The sequence below is a fragment of the Hymenobacter edaphi genome, assembly GCF_003258365.1.
GTDB lineage: Bacteria > Bacteroidota > Bacteroidia > Cytophagales > Hymenobacteraceae > Solirubrum > Solirubrum edaphi.
Genome location: NZ_QHKM01000002.1, coordinates 399,908 through 415,974, shown reverse-complemented (window position 1 = coordinate 415,974; position 16,067 = coordinate 399,908). Strand labels below are relative to the sequence as shown.

Annotated in this window: 11 protein-coding genes; 3 read left to right on the top strand and 8 right to left on the bottom strand. The window is 66.1% G+C overall.

The genetic code is table 11. The features are described from left to right. Positions 1-2: 2 nt before the first annotated feature. The 6 genes from DLM85_RS09365 to DLM85_RS09340 all read right to left on the bottom strand — a co-directional run bounded on the left by DLM85_RS09365 (position 3) and on the right by DLM85_RS09340 (position 7,632). Positions 3-905 (bottom strand): phosphoribosylformylglycinamidine synthase subunit PurQ, encoded by a 903-nt coding sequence (locus tag DLM85_RS09365; RefSeq protein WP_111477843.1) that lies wholly within the window; start codon positions 903-905, stop codon positions 3-5. A 45-nt stretch (positions 906-950) separates the two neighbouring features. Continuing rightward, entirely contained in the window at positions 951-3,992 is a 3,042-nt protein-coding gene (locus tag DLM85_RS09360) for a phosphoribosylformylglycinamidine synthase subunit PurL (RefSeq protein ID WP_111477842.1), read from the bottom strand. 566 nt (positions 3,993-4,558) lie between these two features. Beyond that, the gene (gene pyrE, locus DLM85_RS09355) at positions 4,559-5,176 is read right to left on the bottom strand and encodes an orotate phosphoribosyltransferase (protein ID WP_111477841.1); all 618 of its coding nucleotides are present in this window, start codon (positions 5,174-5,176) and stop codon (positions 4,559-4,561) included. After that, positions 5,139-5,909 carry an orotidine-5'-phosphate decarboxylase gene (gene pyrF, locus DLM85_RS09350; protein WP_111477840.1) on the bottom strand — a complete coding sequence of 257 codons (771 nt, stop codon included), beginning with the start codon at positions 5,907-5,909 and terminating at the stop codon, positions 5,139-5,141. The genes pyrE and pyrF overlap by 38 nt, the downstream gene beginning before the upstream one ends. Further along, entirely contained in the window at positions 5,897-6,763 is an 867-nt protein-coding gene (locus DLM85_RS09345; protein WP_111477839.1) for a dihydroorotate dehydrogenase, read from the bottom strand. Before DLM85_RS09345 ends, pyrF begins: the two co-directional genes overlap by 13 nt. A 512-nt stretch (positions 6,764-7,275) precedes the next feature. Continuing rightward, a complete protein-coding gene (locus DLM85_RS09340) occupies positions 7,276-7,632 on the bottom strand; it encodes a hypothetical protein (RefSeq protein WP_133256989.1) in 357 nt (118 codons plus the stop codon). Positions 7,633-8,296: 664 nt separating this feature from the next. On the opposite strand from DLM85_RS09340, the gene DLM85_RS09335 reads away from it, so the two are divergent. Further along, the gene (locus tag DLM85_RS09335; protein ID WP_111477837.1) at positions 8,297-8,875 is read left to right on the top strand and encodes a DUF4468 domain-containing protein; all 579 of its coding nucleotides are present in this window, start codon (positions 8,297-8,299) and stop codon (positions 8,873-8,875) included. Positions 8,876-8,996: 121 nt separating this feature from the next. Here DLM85_RS09335 and DLM85_RS09330 read toward each other — a convergent pair whose 3' ends face one another. Together DLM85_RS09330 and DLM85_RS09325 are read right to left on the bottom strand one after the other, a co-directional pair. Further along, entirely contained in the window at positions 8,997-10,805 is a 1,809-nt protein-coding gene (locus tag DLM85_RS09330; RefSeq protein WP_111477836.1) for a lysophospholipid acyltransferase family protein, read from the bottom strand. 613 nt (positions 10,806-11,418) lie between these two features. Continuing rightward, positions 11,419-12,306 carry a DNA/RNA non-specific endonuclease gene (locus tag DLM85_RS09325; RefSeq protein ID WP_111477835.1) on the bottom strand — a complete coding sequence of 296 codons (888 nt, stop codon included), beginning with the start codon at positions 12,304-12,306 and terminating at the stop codon, positions 11,419-11,421. A gap of 268 nt (positions 12,307-12,574) precedes the next feature. On the opposite strand from DLM85_RS09325, the gene DLM85_RS09320 reads away from it, so the two are divergent. Both DLM85_RS09320 and DLM85_RS09315 read left to right on the top strand, forming a co-directional pair. Further along, on the top strand, positions 12,575-14,281 hold the full coding sequence (locus DLM85_RS09320) for a T9SS type A sorting domain-containing protein (RefSeq protein WP_133256988.1): 1,707 nt from the start codon (positions 12,575-12,577) through the stop codon (positions 14,279-14,281). A 41-nt stretch (positions 14,282-14,322) separates the two neighbouring features. Continuing rightward, on the top strand, positions 14,323-16,017 hold the full coding sequence (locus tag DLM85_RS09315; RefSeq protein ID WP_133256987.1) for a hypothetical protein: 1,695 nt from the start codon (positions 14,323-14,325) through the stop codon (positions 16,015-16,017). Positions 16,018-16,067: the final 50 nt, after the last annotated feature.

The window sequence follows — 16,067 nt, the reverse complement described above, 5'->3', positions numbered from 1 at the left end:
GGCTAGAGAGAAACTTGGTTGGCAGTAGCCTCGGTGGGCTGCGCGGCGCGCGTCTGGCGGATGTGCTCCACGATGTTGCGGAACAGCTTCAGCCCGTCGCCTTCCTCCGACAGCGTGGGGTCGAGGCGCTTGCGCCGGGCCCAGTCGGGGTGGTTGTAGAGCGAGAGGAAGGCCTCGGGGTGCGGCATCAGGCCGAAAACGTGGCCGGTGGTGTCGCTGAGGCCGGCGCAGTTCAGCTCGGCGCCGTTGGGGTTCAGCGGGTACACGGCGGTTTCGCAGCCGGTCGTATCGCAGTAGGTCAGGCAGTTCAGGCCCTCGGCCAGGATGCGGCTGCGGACTTGCTCGTCGCGGATGACTAGGCGGCCTTCGCCGTGGCGCACGGGCACTTCCAGCGAAGTCAGCCCCTTAAGGAAGGGGGAGCGGTTGTTGGGGTTCACCGCCAGGCGCACCCACCGGTCTTCGTAGCGGCCCGAGGCGTTGTGGGTCAGGGTCACTTCGCGCTCCTGCTGGCCGGCGAAATCGGGCAGGAGGCCCATTTTCACCAGCATCTGGAAGCCGTTGCAGATGCCCACCACGTAGCCGCCGGCCTGGATAAAGGCGCCGATTTCCTCGAGCAGCGTACGGCCCGAGGGCAGCTTGCGGAAGCGCACCTTGTTGGCCATGACCACGCCGGAACCCAAATCGTCGCCGAAGGAAAAGCCCCCGGGGAAGTTGAGCACGTCGTAGTCGTGGATGCTGGTCTGGCCGCCGAGCACTTCATTAAAGTGCACGATGGTGGCCGCCCCGCCCGCCAGCCGGTAAGCGGCGGCCAGCTCTTCCTCGCAGTTGATGCCGAAGCCGGTCAGCACGAGGGCGTGGACGCGTTGTTCGTTGTTCGGTTGTTCGGCAGCGGTGCTGTCGGCCATCTGCGTTGCCAAGTTTTCTGCTTGATTGCTCATCGTCTCCACCTCCTAAGCTTGCAGGGTTAGTTCTTCGCCGGCCATGACGCGGTTAACCGGACCATTGCTCCAGGCTTCGCGCAGATCAGCCGTAGCAGCGTCTACCACCGTCTTATCCTGGTGACGAATCACCAGACGGCCGTTGTCCGTCACGATACCGAGGCGGGTGGCACGGCCGTTCATCAGCGCCTCGAAAGCTACCACGTCCTCCGGGGCCACGGTGGCCACGAAGCGCGAGTGGCTTTCCGAAAACAGCTCGGTCGGGGCCGGCAGCGCGCCTGCCAGGGTCAGCTCGGCGCCGAGGTTATCGTCGCCGAACAGGCTTTCGGCCACGGCTACGGCCAAGCCGCCGTCCGACAGGTCGTGGCAGGATAGAATCAGGTTCTGCTCGTGGGCCTCGCTTACTTTCTGGTACAACTCCTTGGCCTGCTCGGGGCGCACGCGGGGCACGTTCTGGCCCAGCTCGCCGAAGAGGTGGTACAGCTCCGAGCCGCCCAGCTCGTCGTAGGTGTCACCGAGCAGGTAGACGACGTCGCCAGCGGCTTTGAAGTCGGACGTTACGGCGCGGCGCACGTCGGGCATCAGGGCGGTCATCGAATACAGCACCGTGGGCGGCACCGAAATCTTCTGTCCGTCGGCCTTGAAGTCGTTTTTCATCGAGTCCTTGCCCGAGGTCAGCGGAATGTGGTAAGCCACGCACATGTCGCGCAGGGCCTCGCAGAGCTGCACCAGGGCCGCCAGCTTCTGCTTGCCGTCGGGGTTGGTCACGGGGTCGTACACCGAGTCGGGCACGCAGAAGTTGTCGTTGACCGACCAGAAAATCCCGTCGCCGGGGGTCAGGTTGGGCAGCTTGCCGCCGACAGAAATTATCTGGCGCACGGCCTCATCGAAGGCGCCGGCCGACATCTGGTAGGGGTCGATGTCGCCGTAGCGCGGCAGAATGCCGTTGCTCACCGCCACGCCTTCCCACGACTCGAAGTTGAACTGCACCACGGCCGCGTCCTGCGGGGCCTGGCCGGTGCGGCCCATCAGGGGCTTGACGACAGTCCGGCCTTTCACCTCGTGGTCGTACTGCCGAATCACCGCCTCGCGGGAGCAGATGTTCAGCGCCCCGAGCAGCTTGATCAGCAGGTCCGTGGCGTCGAGCGAAGCGGGCAGCTTGGGCTCGTGCAAAGTCGGCAGCTGCCACTCCGCGTCGAGCACCTTGCGCGGCACGCCCTCGTGCAGGAATTCCAGGGCCAGCGAGGCTACCGGCTGCCCGTCGAAGGTCACGTCCAGGCGGCCGTTGTCGGTGAACTGCCCGATGTCCGACAGCTCCACTTCCATCTCGGCGGCCAATGCGTTTAGCTCCGCGAGCTTACTGGGCTCTACCACCAGCGTAAACCGCTCCTGCGACTCCGACAGGAAAATCTCCCAGGGACGCAGGCCGGGGTACTTCAAGGGCACTTTTTCCAGCTCCACCGTGGCGCCGCCGCTGATGCCGGCCAGCTCGCCCACCGAGGAGGACAGGCCGCCCGCGCCGTTATCGGTGCTGCACTTGATCAGGCCGCGGCGGGTAGCCAGCAGCAGGAAGTCCATGGCCAGCTTCTGCGTGATGGGCGAACCAATCTGCACGGCCGTGGCCGGCGCGGCTTCGTCCAGCTCGATGCTGCTGAAGGTAGCGCCGTGGATGCCGTCCTTGCCCACCCGGCCGCCGGCCATAATGATCCGGTCCCCGGCGTCGATAATTTTCTCCCAGGCGTCTTTGCCGTCGAGCTGCATGGGCAGCACGGCGCCGGTGCCGCAGTACACCAGCGGCTTGCCGCGGTACCGCTCATCGAACACGATGGCGCCGTTCACCGTCGGCACGCCCGATTTGTTGCCGCCGTCCTCGATGCCCTTGCGCACGCCCTCGAACACCCGGCGCGGGTGCAGCTGCCCCGTCAGCAGCGGCCCCGACCAGTTCGGCGGGCCGAAGCAGAGCACGTTGGTATTGAAGAGCAGCCGCGCGCCGCCGATGCCGGTAGCCAGCGGGTCGCGGTTGTTGCCCAGGATGCCGGTAATGGCCCCGCCGTACGGGTCGATGGCCGAGGGCGAGTTGTGGGTTTCGACCTTCCAGACGAACAACGAGTCCTTATTGATGCGCACCGCGCCGGCGTTGTCCGAAAACACCTTGATCAGCCAGTCGTTGCCGTTGGCGCGCAAGAGCCGGTCGACTTCGGACGTGGCGCCTTTGATATAGGTTTTGAACAACCCGTCGACTTCCTTTTCCTCGCCCGTGACGGCGTTGCGGTAGCGGATGACGGCCGCGAATTCCTTGTGCTTGCAGTGCTCTGACCAGGTCTGGGCCAGGATTTCCAGCTCGCAGTCCGTCGGGTCGGGCGTCAGGCCGGCCTCGGCGCGGCTGATCTGCGTCGCGGGAGCGTAGAAATGGTCCCGGATGGCCTGCATTTCCTCCAGGTTCAGCGCGTACACGTTCTCCTTCGACAGCTGCACCAATTCTTCATCCGTCAGGTGCTCCAGCCGGATGGTGTGGGTGGTCGAGTCAGCCCCGCCGCCGGGCTGGGGCGTGAAGTCGCGGATGCCCTGGGCGGTGTGGCCCACCACGAAGCGGTTGATGAGCTTGTTGCCGAGCAGCTCTTCGGCCAGGTGACGCAGGTCGGTTTCCGGCAGCTCCTTTTCCAGCAGATACAGCCGCTTGCTGAAAATGTGCTGGGTGCGGATGTCCAGGTCCAGGCCGAGAAAGTCCTGCAGCGCGTTCTGGGCCGAGGTGCCTTCGTCGTCCGTCACGCCAGGGCCTTTCGCTACCAGGATGTAGCTTTTGAACTCGGGCGCTACGGCCCACTGGTCCAGCGCCGCGTCGTTGAGCAGCGGGTCCTGCAGGCACTGGGCGGCGAAGCTCTGGAGCTGCGCCGCGGTCAGCGGGTAGCGCACGGTGTACACGGCGCTGGTTTGTACCGCGCCGGTGTGCAGGTGCAGGTGCCGCCGGGCGGCTTCGGCCACGCGGGCGCCTTCGCCGTCGTGCTGGCCGGGGCGCGGAATCAGTTGGATGGTATGGGAGGCGGTGTTACTCAAAGCATGTAGCGCGGGCTTCAGCCCGCGTGTGCCCGCACGGTTGTCGCAGAACGACGGACGCACGGAGGTTTAGAGTTACTATCAAAAGGACGCGGGCTCAATCGAAGGAAGGCGTCAGCCAAGCCCGCGCTACAACCCAAAAACGCGGTAAGCCGCCCCGCGCCCGACGAACGGGCCACGAGGCGGCTTACACGAGGTTGCGGAGCCGGGCTCCGGTCAGAATCAGCAGAATGTACTTCGCAGTTGTCTCCCAGGTAGTTTCCGAACGGCGCAGCTACGGGTTTTCGCAGCTGCTTTCGTAAGTCGGAAATACCCGCAGATGATTCGCTGTGCGGCGGCTGAGTGGCAGCGCGCAGCTGCGTCGCGCGCTCGGCTATTCGCTCCTCCACCTCGCCCCGCATGATGTCGAGACGATGCCCCGCGGCTACGCTGAAGAGCGCGCTGCCGCGCCACATGCTGTCGAAGTCGGCCAGCAGCGTCGTTCGGGTCAGCGAGGGGTTGGTATGAGAGAGACTTCGTTGCACAGAGTAGCGAAGGAGATGCAAAGGTAAGGACTCCCGCCGACCTTACCCAATGGCCGGCACCGCATCGGGCCGACTTCCGGGCTTGACGGCCGGAATACCCTTGGCGCACAGCGGGCAATTTTCCGGCTGATACGTGGCCGCCTGCACCGGTAGCAGCGCAAACAGCGGGAAATCCAGCCCGTGCTGCCCGCCCGTCCGGTCGATCAAACAGGCCACGCCGAGCACTTCCACCCCCATGGCGCGCAACACCACGGCTACTTCCATGGTCGATTTGCCGGTCGTCACCACGTCTTCGGCGATGATAACCCGCTGGCCGGGCTCCAGGGTAAAGCCCCGGCGCAACGTCATCTTGGTATCGGCGTCGCGCTCGGTGAAGATGCCCGGCACCGCCAGCTGTCGGGCCAGCTCGTAGCTGACCACCACGCCGCCCATGGCGGGCCCGACTACCACATCGGGCTGCAGGCCGGCTTCGCGGATCAGGTCGGCCAGCACGCCGAGGGCGGGGGCGGCCAGATCGGGGCGGCGCAGGAAGCGGGCGCACTGCACGTAGGTGTCGGAGTGCAGGCCGGAGGAAAGGCGGAAGTGGCCGCTCAGCAGGGCGTCTTCACCCCGGAGCTGCTGCTCAAATTGTTGCTGAAAGTCGCTCGGCGCGTAGGGCATTGATCTGGAAAGTTAGGTCGCGGGCAGCAGCGCCGGGCTCGGCGGCCTGCCACAGGGCACGGGAAGTATTGATGAGCACGCCGAGGCCGTCGGATTGGCGGCAGCCGGCCTGCACGGTGGCGGCCAGGTCGCCGCCCTGGGCGCCCACGCCGGGCACCAGGAACCACAGCTCGGGGCAGCGCTGCCGCAGGTGGCCGAGGGCGGCCGGGTTGGTAGCGCCCACTACCAGCCCGAGGCCGGGATGCTCGTGGGTCAAGGTCTGCACCACGTCGGCCGAAAAGTCGCTGACGGTGCCGCCCTTCACCAGCTCCTGATCCTGCCAGGAATGCACGGGCTTGTTGGAGGTTTTGGCCAGCACGAACACGGCCTTGCCGGGCCGGGCGAAGGGCAGAATGGCGTCCTCGCCCATGTAGGGGTTCACCGTCACGCCATCGGCGCCGATGACGTCGTAGGCAAAGGCGGCGTACCGCTCGGCGGTGTTGGCAATGTCGCCGAACTTGCCGTCGAGAATCATCGGCACGCCCTGGGGAATCCACTCACGCAGGCGCTGCAGCAGGGCCACGCCGTCGGGGCGGGCCAGGAAGAAGGCCAGGTTGGGCTTGAAGCCGGCGGCGTACTCGGCGGTTTCGGCCACCACGCGCTGCAGCTGGGCTTCCACGTTCTCCCCGACGGGGTCGAGGCCCACGCAGAGCAGGGAGTTGGCCGTCTGGGCGCGGCGGGTTAGCTGTTCCATGCGGCTTGGGGTTCGGTTACGGAAGAAGAGGTTTCGTCCCACTCAGTGGCCAGGCGGGCGGTGAGGCCGGGCTCCAGCCACTCGCCCGTGGCTACCTGCACGGCCGCGGCGCCGCAGCGCAGGTAGTCGCGCACGTGCTGAGCGGTGAAGATGCCGCCGGTGCCGATGACCGGCAGCTTGATATTCTCGTCGTGGGCCAGCTCGTACACGCAGCGCAGGGCAATGGGCCGCAGCGCCTCGCCCGAGAGGCCGCCCAGAATCGGGTCCCCGGCGTCGGGCAGGTGCAGGGCCTTGAGCAGGTTGGAGGCCGCCAGGGCGGTGGCGCCGCCTTGCTGGGCGGCCAGGGCCAGGGCGCGCACGTGGTCGGGCCAGGGCGGCAGCTTCACGATGAGGGCCGCGTCGGGGCCCAGCTCGTTGCGCACCGCCTCCACGGCCTCGCGCACGAAGCGCGGCGTCAGCTCGAAGCCTTTCTCGGTGCTGGCGCTGCTGATGTACACCTCCACCCCGGCAATCTGACCAGCGGCTTCGCGGGCCAGGTAGCGGGCAATTTTCCGGAATCCGGGGATGCCGGGAGCGGTGATGCTCACCAGCACGGGCACGTTGTGACGCCGCAGGTGCGGCAGGTGCTCCTGCACCAGCTGCTCGGCGCCGTCGGTGCGGCGGTCGGTGGTGTTCAGCAGGGAGGCATCAGCCACTTTGATGATGCCCTCGCCCCGACCGGGGCGGGGTTCCATGATGACCGTCTTGGTAAAAATGGCACCGAGGTGCTCGTAGCCGAGGCCGTCGGGCAGCTGCCAGGGGGCAGCGGCGAGGCACACGGGATTCTGCAGCGTAAGGGAAGGTCCGAGTTGCATAGGGCGTGGGGGCTAGCTGGTTCGGGCGGTTAGCCTGTGCAAAGAAAAGCCCCCAGCCGTTGGCCGCGCGTTCTGCGAAGCCGGCCGAAGCACCTGCGCCGCTGCCGCGGGCGCCTTTGTGCTCACCGAATTTGCCCGACTTAGTCGGCACAGATGCCTCGGCTGGCCTCGCAAAACGGAACTCACAGCCGTCATACGTACTGTTGGTGGGGTCTTCACTCCGCTGGCGCTGCGTACAGGCTGAGCCAGGAAGAAAAATGGCAGATTGGCATCGGGAGCGGGCCCCGACTGGCGCCGGTTCAGCCGCGCGGGCGGCTGAACCGGTGCCCGCCATCAAGCCGGCTTTCCGCCGGCGTGTGGCGCCTTGTCGTTGAGGTTATGGAGGATGTTGAGGCAGGCTGGAAAACGGTTTTATACGGGGCGTCGGTTACGCTCACTTCGGTTTTGCTAAACCGGCGCCAGCCCAAAACAAAAGGCCCGGCATCACACCGGGCCTTCTGCGGGCGGCAGCACTAGCTGGCGCTGTCACGGTTGGTCAGGAAGGGTACGCAGCGGCGGATGTCCGTCTGGCCCAGGCTGCGCTGCGCCACGCGGGCCCGGCCGATGCCGGCAGCCGAGTGCCCCTTCACGTCGTGCCCCTGGTGGCAGTCCAGGTGCCCGTCGAGGGGGAACAGCGTGTCGGTGTTTTCGCAGGCAGCGGTTAGTCCCCCGGTGCGGGGCACGTTGTGCCCGCCCGTGAAGCCGTTGTCCTGCGCGGACCGACGGGCCCCGCGCAGCATGGCGTCCCCCTCTTTAATCACGGCTACGCGCTCGGGCGTCACAGTCAGGTTGTCGTTCCGAACTCTGGCGGGTGCGAGGGGTTGTTTCACCACTAGATGAAGAGGGTTATGGGGCGTGAAGGGTGTTAGCGGAGCCAGCTGCCGGCCCCGGCATCCGACGTGAGCGGACACAAAAAAACCGCTCCGGTAACAACCGGGCGGCCAACGAGGCAAAAACCGAAAAACGAAACGAAATCAACGGCAGGGAACGGGTTTCGACCCCGGTGCAGAACCGGCGGAGCGGCGGTTCTGCGCTTCATCTTATGTTGATTGTGGAGAAGCACGTCGCAAAAGTATCCAAGTTCTGATACACCGCAAGCAGGACGGAGAATATTTCTTGTGTTACGAAAATGTTAGCGGCGCTTCGCTCTTATATTATCAAAGAACGGGCACCACGCGTACCATTCCAGGCCCATTGATTTGCTAACCAATAATTTACAGCTCTTTACCCGGTCATTACCTCAACCCTCCGCACCCGCAAAGGATTGCATTTTTTACTAATCCCCGATGGAAATGGATAGTTTGTTGAAAATTACCATTGATGGAAATAATCCAAAATCGATGATTAACTTTCATTCAAATTCGCGGGAATAGCCCCTGCGCTTCGGGTAATCGGTCATGTTTTGCTAACAGAACCGTAACCCGGCCCCGGCGGTTACTCCCGAGTTTTGCACAGCACATTTCCAAGCCTTCACCATTGCCTTCCTGCTGCACTATGAAGCGACTCCTACCCCTGCTCGGAATGCTTTTCGCGCTGCTGGCCTTCCCGGCCGCCGCGCAAACCGATGACGCCCCGGTGGAATACACCGAGCGCGTGCCCGCCGAAAACTACGGCCAGCCCACCCTGCACGCCCGCGCCAACGACTGGGCCGACCACCACTTCGCCTACGGCCCCAAAACCAACTTCGTGTCGGACGCAGCCACCGGCACTGTGAGCGTGCAGGGCACCATCAAGCTCAAGCCCGTCGACAACAAAGGCCAGAACCTGGAGCGCACCGCCCGCTTCGACTTCAACTTCAAGGCCACCGACCAGGGCTACACCTACAGCGTGAGCAACTTCCGCGTCATTCCCGATGCCCAGCAGCCGGGCCAGCTGGTCAGCCTCGACGCGTACCTCTCGCTGCTGCGCGCCGAGAAAAACAACGACAAAACCAAAAATGACCGGCGCGTGCGGGCCCAGGCCAACGCCGTGGCCAGCGACATTGCCATGAGCTTCCGCTCGTACATGAACCAGATTCCGACGGCCGAAGACGGCAGCGTGGGCCTGCCCGCCTCGGAAAGCGCCGGCAACTAAGCTGGTCTGGCTATTAACAAAAACGGCCCGGAGCAGCTGCTCCGGGCCGTTTTTCGTTTTTTGGCTTAGGCTGAAGCCCGATCCGAAAAACGAATAACCAACAACGAAAAACGCAGATACCTCACCCTTGCGCTGGCAGCCGCTCCAGCAGGCGGTGCGCCCGCTCGGGCAGCTCGGCCGCGTCGAGCACGATGAACCCGTCGAGGGAGTTGCTGAAGGCCGGATCCACGTTGAAGCCGATAAAGCGGGCGTTCAGGCGCACGTACTGGCGCAGCAGCGTGGGAATGCCCAAGCCGCGGGGCTCGATGCTGGCCACCAGCCGGCCCAGCGCGTCGATGCTGTCGACGCCGGTCTGCAGCACGCCGGGGCGCTCGGCGGCATCCAGCGGGCGGTAGCGAAACTGCTTGCGCGGCCGCACGTGCGCGGCCAGCTCCGCATCGAAACAGTGGCGGCGAATAAAATCGACCATGGCGCCCTTGGAGGCCGGGGTAAAGCGGTTGCTGATGCTCACCGGCCCGATCAGGTAGCGGTACTCGGGGTGCTGGCCGAGGTAGGCGGCAATGCCCTTCCAGAGCAGGGCCAGCGGCATGGGCTGGCGCTGGTACTCCTCGCGCACGAAAGAGCGGCCCAGCTCCAGGGACTGGCGCAGCAGCGGTTTCAGGCCCTTCTGCAGCCGAAACAGCGCGTTCAGGTAAAACCCGCGCCGCCCGTGCTGGCGCAGAATGGCCCGCCCCGGCCCGATGCGGTAAGCGGCCACCAGCCGGCGCGCCGCCCGGTCGTACACGAACAGGTGGCGGTAGTAGTCGTCGTGCGCATCGAGGTCGATGGCCTGCTGGGTGCCTTCGCCCTCGCGGCGGAAGGTCAGCTCGCGCAGCCGCCCGATTTCGCGCAGCACGTGCGGTATTTCCTTTTTCCTGGCCACGTACACCTCCCACTGCCGGCTCTGCACCAGGCGCCGGGCCGGGCGCAGCGCCGCCAGGTCGGCTTCGATGAGCGCGGGGTGGGTTTCGGCCACCACGCCCACCGGCGCCGCCGCCGCCTGCTTGAGCGGGGCCAGCAGCGCGGCCGAGCGGCTAAGCGTAGCCGGCGCCAGCGCGTGCACCCGGGCCCGCAGGTAGGGCATTTGGGCGTCGGGGGGCAGCTGGTGCAGCTCCTGCGGGCCCACCGGCTGCCCAATGCGCACGTGTACGGTGTGGCCGCGCTTGTTAAGCAATTCGGCGGGCAGCCGGGCCGTGCGCAGCAGCGGGTGCACCAGGCCCAGCCAATCGAACGAGCGGCTGTTGTGCCCGCTCACCCACACCGGCAGCACCGGCAGCCGCGCCGCCCGCACCAGCCGCCCCGCCGTGGGGTGCCAGGCCGACTCTTCCACGGGCCCGAACGGGGCGTGGCGGTGGGCCACCTCGCCGGCCGGGAAGAGCAGCAGCGGCACGTCGTTGTGCAGAAACTCCAGCAGGCGGCGCAGGCCGGGCACGTTGCGCGGGGCGTCGGCGGCGTCGGGGCGCACCAGCACGAACTGCTGGTGCAGCTGGGGCAGCAGCGGGGCCAGCAGCTCGTTGGCCACGGTGCGCAGCTCGGGGCGGGCCTGGCCCAGCACGTGCAGCAGCACCAGCCCGTCGAGCATGCCGCTCGGGTGGTTGGCCACGGCGATGAAGGCGCCGGCGGCGGGCACGCGGCGCAGCTCGGCCGCGTCGTACTCCACCGTAATCTGCAGACGCTGCAGGATGGCGGCCACGAACTCCAGGCCCGTCAGCTCGGCGGCTTGCTCGTAGAGGCGCTGCAGCTCGCGCAGGTGCGTGAAGCGCTGCAGCACGGGCCGCAGCGCAGCGCGCGAGCGGCCCCCAAATCCGGCGGGCAGAGGAAGGTTGGCGGAGAGCATATCGAGCAGGGCCAGGGGCCCGGGAACAGCGGCGGTAGGGAGTTGCTCAAACATCGGCAGCAGCAGTTAGTCCGGCGTTATGACCGGATTATCATATTGTTATCTGCTGCCGAAATACCGCCGCCGCCGCCGCGCCCCCAAACCAAAACGCCCCGGGCCCTGACTTTTCGGCCCGGCCCGCCAAAGCAAAAGGCCACCCCGGAGCGTGGCCTTTCGCGGCTGTTGTTTGGGCGATGCGTCACTCACTCACCGCCGCAAAAGTACGGGGCGCGGTGAGGCCCGACACGGCACCGCGCAAAACGTAACAGATTCATAATCTTGCCGGAAGCTCGGCCTTCGCGCCGCACCGCCACTGCTTGGCCAGGCTCGTCCGGGCCGTCCTGCCACGGCGCCCCCACAGCCGTGCCCGTCACCGGCCGTTCTCCCCGCTTCCGACTTTCGCCCGCCCGCCGTGGGCGGGCCTGAGCGCCGGCCAGGGCCTCTCAGATCGGAACTGCAGCCCCGCTTCGGTGCACCGCGTAGCGCGGGCCGCGTTCTACTTTCCTGCGCCGCATACTGCCCGGCGCGGCCGTTCGTTTACCGCTCCCGCGCCGCTCACATAAACATGCAACAGAAAGGGCGACCCGTAGTGCGGGTCGCCCTTTCTGTTGCGGCAACTGCGCTCAACTCAGCTCGTCGGGCCGTTGTCAACGCGCGACTCGATGGTGCTCTGTACCGTCGACGACACGCTGGAGAGGATGTTGTAGCCGGTGGCCGATTCGATGGCGTCGACCGAGGTGCGGTAGGAGCCCCAGGTGGTCAGCAGCGAGTTGTCGTTGGGCGTGTCGATGGCAATGACGCGGGTGCTGGTGCTCACGCGGCTGGCGTCGGACGAGCCCTCGGGCAGCACCACGATAACCTTCCAGCAGCGCTTGGGCACGGTTACGCGGCCGGCATCGAGGGTGGTTTTGTACCCGGCCGAGCCGGTGCCGCCGGTGCCGTACGAGCCGCAGATGATGTACAGCTCGTTGCCGGCGTTGATGAGGGTGCGGCAGTAGTTTTCGAGGTTGGCCCAGGCGCGCTGGTTGTTGTTGGGCGCCTGGGGCATCATGTTGGTCATCAGGAACGTGGCCGAGTTGTCGGCCACCGAGCCGGTGCGGTCGGCCGAGGGGCAGTTGTGGCCGCGGTCGAAGCCTGAGCCGGTGTAGCTGCCGGTGCTCACGCGGTACCAGCCCGAGGGCAGGGTGGCGTCGGCGGCGAAGTTGTCCTGGCGGGCCGTCGAGCCAACCCAGGCCGAGCTCAGGTGCCACGACACCCAGTTGGGCACGCCCCGGTCGCGGTGGTACGAGAGGGTGTACTGCGACTTGGACATCAGGTAGTTCGTCGGGTAGGAGGTGCTGGCGACGGCGCCGCTGGGGTTGCCCAGGGCGAGGTTGCTGTCGCGCGTGGCATCAGCTTCCTGGCTGTTGGCCTGCAGGTCATCGGCCTTGGGCTGTACCAGGTCCTGCTTGGCGCAGGAGGCGGCCAGGGCACCCAGCAACAGCAGGGCACCAACGCGGGTAAGCGTTGCTTTCATCAAAATAGGTGTTTGGTGGAGAAAGAGAGGAGCAAAATTGGCAACCGCTCCGCGTCAGGAGGTTAAGCCCGGGTTACGGAGCTGTTACCATAGTATGACGCAAGGTAGCTTCTTCTAAATATACAATTCAATTTATTTTAACTAAAAATGGAACCTTTTGGCCTAGTCTTTGCAACACGTGGTTCGGCTGCGGAAATAAGCCTATTGTCCTCCGCCGCTCCACCCAGTTTTGTGGGTGGCATTATCCCTCACGCTAACCGCTTGCCCAATGATTCAACCCCTACTCCGCGTGTTGCCATTGTTCGTGCTCTGCTGCCTGCTCCCCTTATCGGGGCAGGCAGCCCAATTCTTAACGGGCGAGCTGACTTACGAAACCCTGTTCGGCACAACTCCCAATCAGTACCGGGTGCGCCTGCGCCTGCAGCGCGACTGCGCCGGCGCGGCCTTCAACCCGACCGAAACGCTGAGCTGCCGCGTCGGCCCGCCCCAGACGGCCTGCGCCAGCACCGACACGCGCAATTTCACGGCCACGCTCACCCGCACTGCCACTACCACCATCGGGCACCCCTACTGCACCATCAACCCGGTGCCGAACGTGAACCAGTGCGACCCGAACGCCCCCTTCAACTACGAAGAGACGTACTACGAGGCCGTGGTGACGCTGCCGCCCGCCGCCGAATGGACGCTCAGCTGGGAAGCCTGCTGCCGGCCGGCGCTGGCCAATGTGCAGAACGCCGCCGCCCAGCCCCTGTACCTAGAAGCCACGCTGCGCAATCAGCTGGTGGTGAACGGGGCGACGCGAACAGTCGTCAACACCAGCACGCAGTACCTGAACCAGGACGCGCCGACGTTCGTGGTGTGCCGCAATCAGCGCAGCACCCTCTCCTTCTCATCCTTTGAGCCCGACGGCGACTCGCTGGCCTACGACCTCGTCGCCCCGCTGACCGCGTGCAACACGCCGGTCGTGTACCAGTCCTTCGCGCCGGGCGGGCTGCTGCCGCTGCCCAACGACCCGGCGGGCCAGCCGTGCCAGGCGCAGCTGCCGGCGGGCGCCACCAGCTACTCCGCCGCGTTTCCGCTGCCCAGCTACGTGCTGACGGGCAGCTGCCCGACGCGCACCGGCCTGCCCAGCTGGCAATTCTATAGCCACACGAGCGCCTTCACCTTTCATTCCAGCGTGTATTACCCGGAGGCCACCGTGGCCGACCGCGCCCGCAACCGCTACGTGGTGGCGGGCAAGGTGACGGAGTACCGCCGCCTGAACGGCGCCTACTACGAAGTCGGGAGCATGACGCGCAACATGCTGGTGGTCATCATCGACTGCGAGCAGTACCAGTTTGCCAACCACGCGCCGCAGATCAACCCGGCCATGCGCGTCGACAACGGGGTGCAGACTGTAGCCCTGACCGATACGGTGCGGGTGGCACCGGGCCAGACCGTGAGCGTGCTGCTGACGGGCACCGACCCCGACGGCGCGCACCAGCTCAGCTTTTCGACGCCGCTGCTCCAGGGCCCCGTCCCGGTACCGGCGGGCGCCTTCCAGGCCAATACCGCTACGCTCAACCAGTTAGGGCTTACCTTCTCGCCCCCGGCCACGCAGCTCCCCGGCACGTACCTGGCGGCGGTGCGTGCCGAGGATAACAACTGCCCGGTGGGGGGCATCCACCGGGCGGTCATCCGGTTCAAGGTGGGGCAACGCGTGCTGGGCACGGCCCGCGCCGCCGCGCCCAGCCTGACCACGGCCTCGCCCAATCCCTTCGCCGAGGCCGTCACGTTCCGGGTGGCCGGCGCCACCGGCCCGACGCGCCTGGTGGTGAGCAACGTGCTGGGCCAGGTGGTAGCCGAGCTGCTGCTGCGGCCGACGGCCGATGGCTCCGCCACAACGACCTGGCGGCCCGCCGAGCCGCTGCCGGCCGGCGTGTACCTAGCCCGCGTGGCCGGCAGCGGCCAGACGCTGCGCCTGCTGCGCCGCTAGCCGCTCGCGTTAGAAATACCAGCCATTAACCATTCGTTCCTATGAGCCAATACGTACGGTTTCTTGTGTTTCTGGGGGGCCTGCTGCTGAGTGCTCAGGCCGCTCGCGCCTCGCACGCTATAGGCGGACAGCTGACCTACGAATACGTGGGCACGGCCTCCCAGCCCAACCGCTACCGGGTAACCGCCATGATGATTCGGGAATGTGGTGGCACCCTTCCTACTGCACTGTTGGTGAGCTGCCGGGTGGGCACGCCCACTACCGCCTGCCGCAGCAACGACCCGCGCGACTTCGGGGCCACGCTCGTGCGCGGCCAGATTATTGGTGGCGAGCCGTATTGCGCCAGCCTCGGCAATACCTGCGGAGCCATTGCCGGGCGCTTCAACTACGAAACGGCTAAGTACGAAGCGGTGGTAACGCTGCCGCCCGCTCCCTCGTGGACGCTGAGCGTGACGGAAAACGCCCGCCCAACGCTGGCCAACGTGGCCCCCAACACGCTCGGCGACCTGTACCTGGAAGCCACGCTGAACAACCAGCTCACGCTGGCCGGCGGCACCACGCAAACCATCACCAACACCTCGCCGCAATATTCCGAGCAGAACGCGCCGGTCCCGTTTGCCTGCCCACAACAACGCAGCTCCCTGTCGTTTTCGGCCACCGAGCCCGACGGCGACTCGCTGGTATACAGCCTGGACCGCGCCCTCGAAGGCTGCAATCAGCCGATGCGGTATACGCCTTCTCTAGGTGGCGCAGTGATTATAGTATCAACCACCCCACCCTGCGTGGCGGTGCTGCCGACCAGTACCAGCAGCTTCTTCCTGCCCACTTTTCCACTGCCCTCGTTCACTTTCACCGGTACCTGTCCGGTGCGGGTGGCCATACCCTCGTTTTACCTCAACGCCAACACCGGCAGCGCCACCTTTACGCCTTACTTCTACGACGCCAACGTGCCGGCCAACAACCGCTATCTGGTGATAGGCAAAGTGACGGAGTACCGCCGCCTCAACGGCCGCTACTACCTCGTCGGCTCGGTGCGCCGCGACATGATGGTGGTCGTGACCGACTGTGGGGGCAACCAAGCGCCCAACCCACCCGGCACCAGCGCGGGCACCGCCGGCCCTGTTACCGACTCGCTGGTGGTGGAAAGCCCGGTGCTAACGACGACTTCCGCCGATTTCCACTTTACCGACCCCAACCCCGGTGACCGGCTGACGCTGACGGCCACGCATAACATCGACCTGGATACTTACTTAAGCCTGTACGCCTCGGGCAACACAACTGTGCCGCTGACTATCGTAGGCAACGGCACCGCGGCGCCGGTATTGCAGGTGCGCTTGCGCCCGGCGGCTACGCTGCTGGGCCGCACCTTCCGCATTTCCTTGCGGGTAGAAGACAACGGCTGCCCCGTTAAGATCGTGCAGCATAACATGTTGGTAATTCGCGTGGTGCCTGCTCGTACCGCGGCTGCCCACGCGGAGCAGTTACGCGCGGGGCTGAGCGTTTTCCCGAACCCCTTCAACGAGCAGGTACGCTTCTCGCTGCCGCGCCCGCAGCAGGCCGGGGCGCAGGTGCTCATCACCGACCAGCTGGGCCGCGTGGTGGAGCGCCTGCCCGTGCCCGCCGGCCCCGGCGCCGAAGCCACCCTCACCTGGACGCCCCGCCCCGGCCTGCCCGCCGGCGTGTACCTGGCCCGCCCCGCTTCTGGGGGGCCCGCCATGCGCCTGCTGCGCCGCTAGCCGCTCTATCGACCGTCACTGCTTCCATCATTTTTTCACCTGTACTGCCT

Excerpts from the sequence above, each read along its gene's own strand:
- DLM85_RS09365 (WP_111477843.1), bottom strand. The coding sequence starts at position 905 with ATGGCCGACAGCACCGCTGCCGAACAACCGAACAACGAACAACGCGTC.
- pyrE (WP_111477841.1), bottom strand. The coding sequence starts at position 5,176 with ATGCCCTACGCGCCGAGCGACTTTCAGCAACAATTTGAGCAGCAGCTC.
- pyrF (WP_111477840.1), bottom strand. The coding sequence starts at position 5,909 with ATGGAACAGCTAACCCGCCGCGCCCAGACGGCCAACTCCCTGCTCTGC.
- DLM85_RS09345 (WP_111477839.1), bottom strand. The coding sequence starts at position 6,763 with ATGCAACTCGGACCTTCCCTTACGCTGCAGAATCCCGTGTGCCTCGCC.
- DLM85_RS09335 (WP_111477837.1), top strand. The coding sequence starts at position 8,297 with ATGAAGCGACTCCTACCCCTGCTCGGAATGCTTTTCGCGCTGCTGGCC.
- DLM85_RS09330 (WP_111477836.1), bottom strand. The coding sequence starts at position 10,805 with ATGTTTGAGCAACTCCCTACCGCCGCTGTTCCCGGGCCCCTGGCCCTG.
- DLM85_RS09325 (WP_111477835.1), bottom strand. The coding sequence starts at position 12,306 with ATGAAAGCAACGCTTACCCGCGTTGGTGCCCTGCTGTTGCTGGGTGCC.
- DLM85_RS09320 (WP_133256988.1), top strand. The coding sequence starts at position 12,575 with ATGATTCAACCCCTACTCCGCGTGTTGCCATTGTTCGTGCTCTGCTGC.
- DLM85_RS09315 (WP_133256987.1), top strand. The coding sequence starts at position 14,323 with ATGAGCCAATACGTACGGTTTCTTGTGTTTCTGGGGGGCCTGCTGCTG.